Annotated in this window: 10 protein-coding genes; 4 read left to right on the forward strand and 6 right to left on the reverse strand. The window is 71.1% G+C overall.

The genetic code is table 11. The features are described 5' to 3' along the window. Window positions 1-9 precede the first annotated feature (9 nt). The 3 genes from HUX53_RS01940 to uvrA form a co-directional block, all read right to left on the reverse strand. Window positions 10-156, reverse strand: coding sequence for a hypothetical protein (locus HUX53_RS01940; protein ID WP_176401448.1), 147 nt, complete (start codon window positions 154-156; stop codon window positions 10-12). A gap of 85 nt (window positions 157-241) precedes the next feature. Next, on the reverse strand, window positions 242-682 hold the full coding sequence (locus tag HUX53_RS01945; RefSeq protein WP_255204837.1) for a Rieske (2Fe-2S) protein: 441 nt from the start codon (window positions 680-682) through the stop codon (window positions 242-244). A gap of 53 nt (window positions 683-735) precedes the next feature. After that, a complete protein-coding gene (uvrA, locus tag HUX53_RS01950; protein ID WP_176401450.1) occupies window positions 736-3,573 on the reverse strand; it encodes an excinuclease ABC subunit UvrA in 2,838 nt (945 codons plus the stop codon). A 264-nt stretch (window positions 3,574-3,837) separates the two neighbouring features. Here uvrA and HUX53_RS01955 point away from each other — a divergent pair, with 264 nt between their 5' ends. The 3 genes from HUX53_RS01955 (at window position 3,838) to HUX53_RS01965 (ending at window position 4,775) form a co-directional block, all read left to right on the forward strand. Further along, on the forward strand, window positions 3,838-4,095 hold the full coding sequence (locus tag HUX53_RS01955; RefSeq protein ID WP_176401451.1) for a hypothetical protein: 258 nt from the start codon (window positions 3,838-3,840) through the stop codon (window positions 4,093-4,095). Next, window positions 4,095-4,325 carry a hypothetical protein gene (locus HUX53_RS01960; protein WP_176401452.1) on the forward strand — a complete coding sequence of 77 codons (231 nt, stop codon included), beginning with the start codon at window positions 4,095-4,097 and terminating at the stop codon, window positions 4,323-4,325. The genes HUX53_RS01955 and HUX53_RS01960 overlap by 1 nt, the downstream gene beginning before the upstream one ends. 156 nt (window positions 4,326-4,481) lie before the next feature. Continuing rightward, on the forward strand, window positions 4,482-4,775 hold the full coding sequence (locus HUX53_RS01965) for a nuclear transport factor 2 family protein (protein WP_176401453.1): 294 nt from the start codon (window positions 4,482-4,484) through the stop codon (window positions 4,773-4,775). Between the two features lie 33 nt (window positions 4,776-4,808). Here the strand turns inward: HUX53_RS01965 and HUX53_RS01970 are convergent, their stop codons facing one another. Then, complete coding sequence (locus HUX53_RS01970) at window positions 4,809-5,600, reverse strand: MBL fold metallo-hydrolase (RefSeq protein WP_217918981.1); 792 nt, start codon at window positions 5,598-5,600, stop codon at window positions 4,809-4,811. Window positions 5,601-5,671: 71 nt separating this feature from the next. Between HUX53_RS01970 and HUX53_RS01975 the strand changes: the two genes are divergently transcribed. Beyond that, a complete protein-coding gene (locus tag HUX53_RS01975) occupies window positions 5,672-6,418 on the forward strand; it encodes a maleylpyruvate isomerase family mycothiol-dependent enzyme (RefSeq protein ID WP_176401455.1) in 747 nt (248 codons plus the stop codon). Here HUX53_RS01975 and HUX53_RS01980 read toward each other — a convergent pair. Next, window positions 6,415-7,107 (reverse strand): Crp/Fnr family transcriptional regulator, encoded by a 693-nt coding sequence (locus HUX53_RS01980; RefSeq protein WP_176401456.1) that lies wholly within the window; start codon window positions 7,105-7,107, stop codon window positions 6,415-6,417. The two genes, HUX53_RS01975 and HUX53_RS01980, sit on opposite strands and share 4 nt — an antisense overlap. A 69-nt stretch (window positions 7,108-7,176) precedes the next feature. Beyond that, on the reverse strand, window positions 7,177-8,783 hold a 1,607-nt coding region (locus HUX53_RS01985), incomplete at its 5' end, for a tetratricopeptide repeat protein (RefSeq protein WP_176401457.1).

Raw genomic sequence — 8,783 nt, forward strand, 5'->3', positions numbered from 1 at the left:
AGATGTGTATCAGAGACAGTCGCCGGACCCGCCGCACGCGGCCGCCAGCCCGGCCACGCCCGCGAGGCCCGCGCCGATGAGCAGCCCCCTGCGGCTGCGCGCGTTCCCCGGTTCCCGCTCCGTCCCGTCCGCCTTGCTCTCGGACCCCTGTGGCATGTTCGCCCCTCCGGTGACATGTCGTGGTTCTTTCATCACCTGGAAACACGAACGAGCGGCCGAATTGGTTCAAACCGGAACCAATTCAGGTGACGACGATGCCGCCGTTCTCCACCTGGACGGGGTACTCCTGCAGCGGCCGGTCGGCCGGCCCCTTCGCCACCGAACCGTCTGTGATCTTGAACTCGCTGCCGTGGCACGGGCAGTGGATGATCCCGTTCCGGACGCTGCCGACCGTGCAGCCCTGGTGGGTGCACACCGCCGTGAACGCCTTGAACGCGCCCTGGGTGGGCTGCGTCACGACGACCTTCTCGTCCCCGTAGATCTTGCCGCCGCCGACGGGGACGTCCGCGGCCTTCGCGATCTGCTTGCCCTTGAGGTCCGCGGCGGACTTGGCCCCGCCCCCGCCGCTGCCGCCGCATCCGGCGATCACGGTGGCGCCGACGACGCCGGCGCAGCCGCACAGCGCGGCGCGCCGCCCGATCCCCCCGTCCCCGGCCGCCCGGGGCATCACGTTCTCTCCCATGGGTTCCATCTTGGTGGACGGTTCCGGGAAGCCCGCACCGGCCCCTCGCCGTCCTAGCCGAGGATCTTCTTGAGGAACTGGCCGGTGTGGCTGGCCTCGACCTTCGCGACGTCCTCGGGGGTGCCGGTGGCGACGACGGTGCCGCCCCGCGAACCGCCCTCGGGGCCCATGTCGACGATCCAGTCGGCGGTCTTGATGACGTCGAGGTTGTGCTCGATGACGATGACCGTGTTGCCCTTGTCGACCAGGCCGTTCAGCACGCCGAGGAGCTTGCGGATGTCCTCGAAGTGCAGGCCGGTGGTCGGCTCGTCCAGCACGTAGATGGTGCGGCCGGTGGAGCGCTTCTGCAGTTCGGACGCCAGCTTGACGCGCTGCGCCTCGCCGCCGGACAGCGTCGGGGCGGGCTGGCCGAGCCGGACGTAGCCGAGGCCGACGTCGTTGAGCGTCTTCAGGTGCCGGTGGATCGCCTTGATCGGCTCGAAGAACTCGGTGGCCTGCTCGATCGGCATGTCGAGCACCTCGGAGATCGTCTTGCCCTTGTAGTGGACCTCCAGGGTCTCCCGGTTGTAGCGGGCGCCGTGGCAGACCTCGCACGGGACGTAGACGTCCGGCAGGAAGTTCATCTCGATCTTGATGGTGCCGTCGCCGGAGCAGTTCTCGCAGCGGCCGCCCTTGACGTTGAAGGAGAACCGGCCCGGCTGGTAGCCGCGCACCTTCGCCTCGATGGTCTGCGCGAACAGCTTGCGGATGTGGTCGAACACGCCGGTGTAGGTCGCCGGGTTGGAGCGCGGCGTGCGCCCGATCGGCGACTGGTCGACGTGCACGACCTTGTCGAGCTGGTCGACGCCGTTGACCCGCTTGTGCTTGCCGGGGACGGTCTTCGCCCCGTTCAGCTTCTTGGCCAGCGAGTTGTACAGGATGTCGTTGACCAGCGTCGACTTGCCCGACCCCGAAACCCCGGTCACCGCGGTCAGCACACCCAGGGGGAACGCGACGTCCACGTCCCGCAGGTTGTTCTGCTGCGCGCCCCGGACGGTGACCTCGCGGCCCTTGGTGCGCGGCCGGCGGATCTGCGGGACGGCGATCTCCCGCCGCCCGTCCAGGTAGGCGCCGGTCAGCGAGCGGTCGGACTTCTTCAGGTCCTCGACGGTGCCGGACACGACGATCTCGCCGCCGTGCTCGCCCGCGCGGGGGCCGATGTCGACGATCCAGTCGGCGGCGGCGATGGTGTCCTCGTCGTGCTCGACGACGATCAGCGTGTTGCCCATGTCGCGGAGCCGGATCAGCGTCTCCAGCAGCCGGTGGTTGTCGCGCTGGTGCAGGCCGATGGACGGCTCGTCCAGCACGTACAGGACGCCCACCAGCCCGGAGCCGATCTGCGTCGCGAGCCGGATGCGCTGCGCCTCCCCGCCCGCGAGCGTCGCGGACGCCCGGTCGAGGGTCAGGTAGTCGAGGCCGACGTCGAGCAGGAACCCGAGCCGGGCGTTGATCTCCTTGAGGACGCGCTCGGCGATGTGCGTCTCGCGCTCGTTCAGCTCCATCGCCAGGAGGAACTTCGCGGCCTCGCCGATCGGCATGGCGGCGACCTCGGCGATCGACATCCCGCCCATGGTGACGGACAGCACGACCGGCTTGAGCCGGGCGCCCTCGCACGTCGGGCACGGGATCTCCCGCATGTAGCCCTCGAACCGCTCCCGGCTGGAGTCGCTCTCGGACTCGGCGTGCCGCCGCTGGATGTACGGGATCACGCCCTCATAGGCCGTGTAGTACGACCTCGTCCGTCCGTAGCGGTTCTTGTACCGCACATGGACCTGGGTCTCGTGCCCGTTGAGCACGGCCTTGCGCGCCTTGGCGGGCAGCTTGTGCCAGGGGGTGTTGAGGTCGAACCCCATGGCGTCGCCCAGCGCGGACAGCAGCCGCAGGAAGTAGTCGCTCACATGCCCGTTGGACCACGGCTGGATAGCGCCCTCGCCGAGGGTCAGCTCCTCGTCCGGAACAACGAGCTCGGGGTCGACCTCCATACGCGTCCCCAGCCCGGTGCAGTCAGGACACGCGCCATAAGGCGAGTTGAACGAGAACGACCGCGGCTCCAGTTCCTCGAACGAAAGGTCGTCGTAGGGGCAGTACAGATGCTCGGAGTACATCCGGGTGCGGTTCTCGTCACCCTCGTCAAGGTCGACGAAGTCAAGCACAATCGTGCCGCCCGCAAGCCCGAGCGCGGTCTCCACCGAATCCGCGAGCCGCTGCCGCGCCGAATCCTTCACCGAGAGCCGGTCAACAACGACGGAGACGTCGTGCTTCTCCTGCTTCTTCAGCTTGGGCGGCTCGTCCAGCCGGATCATCTGCCCGTCGACCAGCGCCCGCGAGTACCCCTTGGACTGCAGCTCGCGGAACAGCTCCAGGTACTCGCCCTTGCGCCCGCGGATGATGGGCGCGAGCACCTGGAACCGCGTCCCGGACTCCAGCTCCAGCACCCGGTCGACGATCTGCTGCGGCGCCTGCCGGCTGATCGGCCGGCCGCACTCGGGGCAGTGCGGGTGCCCGATGCGCGCGTACAGCAGCCGCAGGTAGTCGTACACCTCGGTGATCGTGCCGACCGTCGACCGCGGGTTCTTGCTGGTCGACTTCTGGTCGATCGACACCGCCGGGGACAGCCCCTCGATGAAGTCGACGTCGGGCTTGTCCATCTGGCCGAGGAACTGCCGGGCATAGGCCGACAGCGACTCCACGTACCGGCGCTGGCCCTCCGCGAAGATCGTGTCGAACGCCAGGCTGGACTTCCCGGAACCCGACAGACCGGTGAACACGATCATGGAGTCCCGCGGGAGGTCGAGCGAGACGTCCTTCAGGTTGTGCTCGCGTGCTCCACGCACGATGAGTCGGTCATGCACGGCGTTATTCCGGTTCCTCTTCTGGGGCGCGGCGATGGGGAGAAGACAGCCCGCTCTCAGGCTAGCCACGGGGTACGACAGAATCCCCCGACTCCTCAACGGCGGCGGCCGCCGCCGCATTTCCTGAAGCTACCCGCCCGTCCCGAACGGTCCGGACGACCCTCCGCACCGTACACGTGTTCGAACACCCCCCGCCACCACAACACCCTCGCGAGTGCCTCGGACACCCCTCTCACGTGGTCGCCGATGGCTTATGCTGCCCGCATGAGCAGTCCCGCGGCGTCAGACCCGTACCCGCCTCTCGGCGAGCACGACCTCATTCATCTTGGCGGCGAGATGGCCGTGGTCGTCCCTGTTGAGGAATTCCAGAACCTCCGGCGAGCGGCCATGCACGCGCGCTTCCTCCGGGCGAAGGCAGCAGGAGAGACCGAGCGAATGACGGTCGAGGAGTTCATCGAGCGGACGGGGCTCCCCGAACACATCAAGCAGGAACTCAGGGAGATCCCGGAGACACGCGGCTGATGTCGTTCCACATCGAGTGGGAGAGGCTCGCGGGCCAAGCGTACGACATGCTGGGCAAGGACGCCCAGGCTGCGATCGCCCTGGCACTGGTACGGACGGCCCGGCAAGGGATAACCGACGATGCCCAGCCAGGTCAGGGTGGCCAGTGGACACTGCGCGCCGGTGACCACATCATCGTGTTCACAGAGAATGAGTTCGACCTCTATCTGGTCGCCATCGAACCGGCATAGACCGGATCGTCGGATCCCGCTTCCAGTACCGACCTACTTCGCGCCACCAGCCCTGGCGGGGGCGGAGGGCGCCGATGACCTGGGGCAGGACCATGATCTGGTCGCCGGGCTCTATGGGGCGTGCCCTCCTCGGCCAGGAGGTTCACTGACGAGGGGATGCTCGCTGAGGACGTCATGATCGAGATGCCGTTCGCGCCGGGCTGGGCCGAGCGGCGCTTCCAGGGGCGCGCGGCCGTCGCGGAGCGGCTGCGCGAGGGGCGCGAGGCCCTGCCTGTCGAGTTCGATAAGTTCCGCAACGTGGTCGTCCACGAGACCGCCGATCCCGAGGTCATCGTCGGCGAGTACGAGATGGTGGCCTCCGTTCCGGGGACCGGGAAGCGGGAGGCCGCGAACTTCGTGGTGGTGCTGCGGGCGCGGGACGGGCGCGTGGTGCACTGGCGGGAGTACTAGGATCGGGCGGTCCTGGCCGAGGCGCTCGGGTAGTTACTCGTCGTCCAGTGCGAAGGTTAGGTAGCGGTCGGCGGAGCGGCGGACGGCGTTCTTGCCGTCGGTGTAGACGATCTTCCGCCACCAGGCGCCGTAGACGCGGTCGAAGTCGTAGGGCTCCAGGAGGCGCAGGGCCCGGCGGACGATGCGCGGGCGCTCCGGGATGTGATTTGGGTAGCTGTACATGAAGCTCACCCAGTCGCGGTCCTGGACGACCGTCAGGATGTCGCCGGAGAACAGGGCGCGGGCGTCGCGCCAGTGCAGGACCTGGCCGCCGTCGAAGTGCACGCCCGCGTTGATCAGCGTGAGCCCGTCGGCGAGTTCGTGGGTGTCGCCCTCCCAGAAGACGACTGAGTCGTCCGGGCGGGCCACCCAGCGGCGGTCGGCCTCGTGGATGTAGACGGGCGCGTCGAACGCGTGCGCCCATTCGATCATGCTGCCGTAGAAGTGCGGGTGGCTGATCGCGATCGCGGAGACGCCGCCGAGGTCGTTGACCTGGCGGATCAGGTCGTCGTCGATGTGCGTGACCATGTCCCACAGGACGTTGCCGGACGGGGCGCGCACCAGCAGGGCGCGCTGGCCGATGGCCGTGGACGGCTCGGTGCCGATGCCGACGACGTCCGGCCCCTCCTCGGCGACACGGCCCCGGTGGCCCTCGCGCAGTTCCTCCAGGGTCGTCCACTTCTGCCCGTCCCAGCCGACGTACTGGCGCTCGTCCTCGCAGATCGGGCAGTCGGGGCGCGGCCCGCCGTACTGGACGCCGCAGGTCGCGCAGATCGGAAGGTCCATGATCACCATTGTCTGGCACCGGACCGGCGGGTGCGACAGGATGGAGGGTCTTTTTCGGTTGAGGAGGGGTCATGGACTGGCGCGATGTGATCGACGAGCTGGACGCGGGCACCGAGCGGATCGCCGGGACGCTGGGCGGGCTCACCGAGCCGGAACTGCGCGGCCCGTCGGCGCTGCCGGGCTGGAGCCGCGGGCACGTCGCCACCCATATCGCCCGCAACGCCGACTCCCTCTGGAACCTGCTCGAATGGGCGCGGACCGGTGTGGAGATCCCGCAGTACCCGAGCATCGACCGGCGCAACGCCGACCTCGACGCGGGCGCCGGGCGCGGCGGTGCCGAGCTGATCGCGGACGTCCGCGCCACCGGCGCGCGGTTCGCCGAGCAGGCGCGCGCGCTGCCCGCGGACGTCTGGGAGGCTCCGGTGAAGGCGATGCAGGGCTGGCCGCATCCCGCCTGGTACACGGTGTTCCGCCGGTGGAACGAGGTGGAGGCGCACCATGTCGACCTCGCCGCCGGGTACGGGCCCGCCGACTGGCCGGAGTCCTACGTCCGGTGGGCGTCGGCGGCGACGCTGGCGGACCTGGCGGCGCTGCCGGACGGGCAGCGCGGCGAGCTGGCCGGCTACCGGATCACCGCGACCGACTACGGCAAGGCCGCCGACCTCGGCTGGACGGCGGGCGGCCCGGAGGCGTCCGGTTCGGGACGGGCGCTGCTCGGCTGGCTGAGCGGCCGCACGGACGGCTCCGGCGTGCACGTCCGGCCGGAGGGAACGCGTCCCGTGTCGCCGCCCTGGCCGCACCGCTCGGCGGCCTTCTAGTCGTCACCGGCCATCCGGCGCAGGGCGTCGGCGGAGCGGACGGCGATCGCGTTGCGGGCGACGGTCAGTCCGCCCCGGAGCGGTTCGGCGGCGAGGATCTGCGCGACCTTGCGGCGCCCCATCCCGGCCCACCGGCCTAGGTCCTGCTGGGACATCGGCACCTGGACGTGGACGCCCTCCTCCGTCACCCCGTCCGGCCGCTCCTCCTTGACCGGGGTGCCGAACCGCTCGACGAGGCGCAGCAGCCGGGAGGCGAGGCGGCGCTCGGGCGCGTCCGGGAAGTGGCCGACGCGCAGGTCGTTGGAGTCGCGCAGCCGCTCGGCGAGGACGGCGGCGACCGCCCACACCGAGCCGGGATGGGCGTCCAGGACGCCGCGGAACCGGGCGGCGGGCAGCACCAGCGCCTCCACCCGGGTCAGCGCCTCGACGTTGGCGTGCCGGATCCCGCCGTCGGCCGCCTCCACCTCGCCGACCAGGTCGCCCGGCCCGAGGACGTCCAGGATGGCGATCTCGCCGTCCCGGTCCACCCAGACCTTTACGGCGCCGGCGCGCAGCACGAAGACCTGGGACGCGCGGGTGTGCTCGCGCATCAGGAAGGCGCCCGGCTTGATCACCACTGGGGCGCCGGCCTCGCGCAGCGCCTCCCGGGCGCGCGGGCTCAGCGCGTCCCAGAACCGGCTGGTCTCCATCCCGCCTCCCCACCGAACACTGTCACGGTCCAGTGAACGCGGCGCGGCCCCGATCAACTAGGTCTTTTGTCACATGTCGAGTGATCTTTCCGATTCAAGCAGGTTGTCGAGGGCGCGGACGCGGCGGACGCAGTCGGCCGCCGCGGCCCGGTCGCCGAGGGCGAGGTGCGAGGCGCCGAGCAGCTCCAGGGCCTGCCGGAGCCCGCGCCGGTCGTCCATGTCCCGGCGGATGACGATCTCGGCGCCGGCGTGCTCGGCCGCGCGGGCGTGCTTGCCGAGCAGCTGGGACGCGCGGGCCATCGCGTGCAGCGCGTGCGCCTGCTCGCGGGCGGCGCCCAGCTCGGCGGCCAGGTCGAGGGCGCGCCGCCCGGTGTCCAGGGCGTCGTCGGCGCGGCCGAGGTCGAGGTGGATGGCGGCGAGGTGGACGAGGCCGGTGGCCTCGCTGTGCCGGTCGCCGACCTCGCCGAGGTAGCCGAGCGCCTCCAGTTCCTGTGCGAGGGCCTCCTCGGGGCGGCCGGCGCGGCGCAGCACGGCGGCGAGGGTGTCGAGGCCGACGCCGAGGCCGTACCAGTCGCCGCCGGATCTGCGCAGGTGCAGTGCTTGCCGGGCCGCGCGCTCGGCCTCGACGGGCAGGCCGAGCCAGGAGTAGGTGCGGGCGAGGCTGCCGAGCGTCCCGGCCATGCCGCTGCGCGCGCCCAGCCGGCTCCACAGGTCCAGGGCCTCCAGGCCGAGGACGAACGCCTCCTGCGGGCGGCCGAGGCGGCGCATCACGACCGACAGGTGCTCCAGGTCGTGTGCCTCGCCGTGCTGGTCGCCGATCTCGCGGCGGATCTCCAGCGCCCGCAGCAGGTGCTCGCGCGCCTCCCGGTACCGGCCGAGCCGCCAGTGGACGATCCCGATCTGCGCGAGCGCCTCCGACTCGCCGTGCCGGTCGCTGGTGTCGCGGTGCAGGCGGAGCGCCTCCCCGCAGTAGGTGAACGCCTCGGCGAAGTTCGACGCCTCGCACATCAGCATCCCGAGCGTGGTCAGCGCGCGCGCTTCCCCGTGTCGTCCGCCCAGGGCCCGGTAGGTGCGCAGCGCCTGCTCGGCGTCCTGCCGGGCCATGTCGCGGAGGCCGAGCGCGGCGTTCATCCGCGCGAGTTCCGTCAGCGCCTGGGCGGCGCCGTGCATGTCGGCGAGTTCCTGCCGGATCGACAGCGCCTCTAGCGCGTGCGTCACCGCCTCGTGGACGTTCCCCTGGCGCCGGTGGACGCCGGCCACGGTCAGCAGGGTCTCGGCCACGCCCGCCTGGTCCTCGATCCGGCGCCGGACGGTGAGCGCCTCGGCCGCGTGCTCCAGCGCCGCCTCGTAGTCGCCGAGGCCCAGCCGGGCGCGGGCGAGCGTGCTGCGGCTCTTGGCCACTCCCCCGCCGTCCCCCAGGTCCTCGTGGATGTCCAGGGACCGCTGCGCGTGGTCGATCGCCGTCAGATAGCGGCCCAGGACGACGTGGACGTCGGCCAGCGTCGCGAGCGTGACCGCCTCCCCGTACAGGTCGGGCGGGTCGACCGCCCGGAACCCGCGCCGCGCGTCCTCCCCGTAGCCGATGGCCTGGACGGAGCCGCCCAGCGCGAAGTGCGCCACCGCGAGGTTGTGCAGCATCACGGCCGCCGCCGCCCAGTCCTCCTCGGTGCGGGCGG

It is taken from the genome of Actinomadura sp. BRA 177 (assembly GCF_013372625.1).
In the GTDB taxonomy this organism is placed as follows: domain Bacteria; phylum Actinomycetota; class Actinomycetes; order Streptosporangiales; family Streptosporangiaceae; genus Spirillospora.

Coding starts and splice junctions, on each gene's coding strand:
- HUX53_RS01965 (WP_176401453.1), top strand. CDS start 4,482: ATGCTCGCTGAGGACGTCATGATCGAGATGCCGTTCGCGCCGGGCTGG.
- HUX53_RS01980 (WP_176401456.1), bottom strand. CDS start 7,107: ATGGAGACCAGCCGGTTCTGGGACGCGCTGAGCCCGCGCGCCCGGGAG.
- HUX53_RS01970 (WP_217918981.1), bottom strand. CDS start 5,600: ATGGACCTTCCGATCTGCGCGACCTGCGGCGTCCAGTACGGCGGGCCG.
- HUX53_RS01960 (WP_176401452.1), top strand. CDS start 4,095: ATGTCGTTCCACATCGAGTGGGAGAGGCTCGCGGGCCAAGCGTACGAC.
- HUX53_RS01940 (WP_176401448.1), bottom strand. CDS start 156: ATGCCACAGGGGTCCGAGAGCAAGGCGGACGGGACGGAGCGGGAACCG.
- HUX53_RS01975 (WP_176401455.1), top strand. CDS start 5,672: ATGGACTGGCGCGATGTGATCGACGAGCTGGACGCGGGCACCGAGCGG.
- HUX53_RS01945 (WP_255204837.1), bottom strand. CDS start 682: ATGGGAGAGAACGTGATGCCCCGGGCGGCCGGGGACGGGGGGATCGGG.
- HUX53_RS01955 (WP_176401451.1), top strand. CDS start 3,838: ATGAGCAGTCCCGCGGCGTCAGACCCGTACCCGCCTCTCGGCGAGCAC.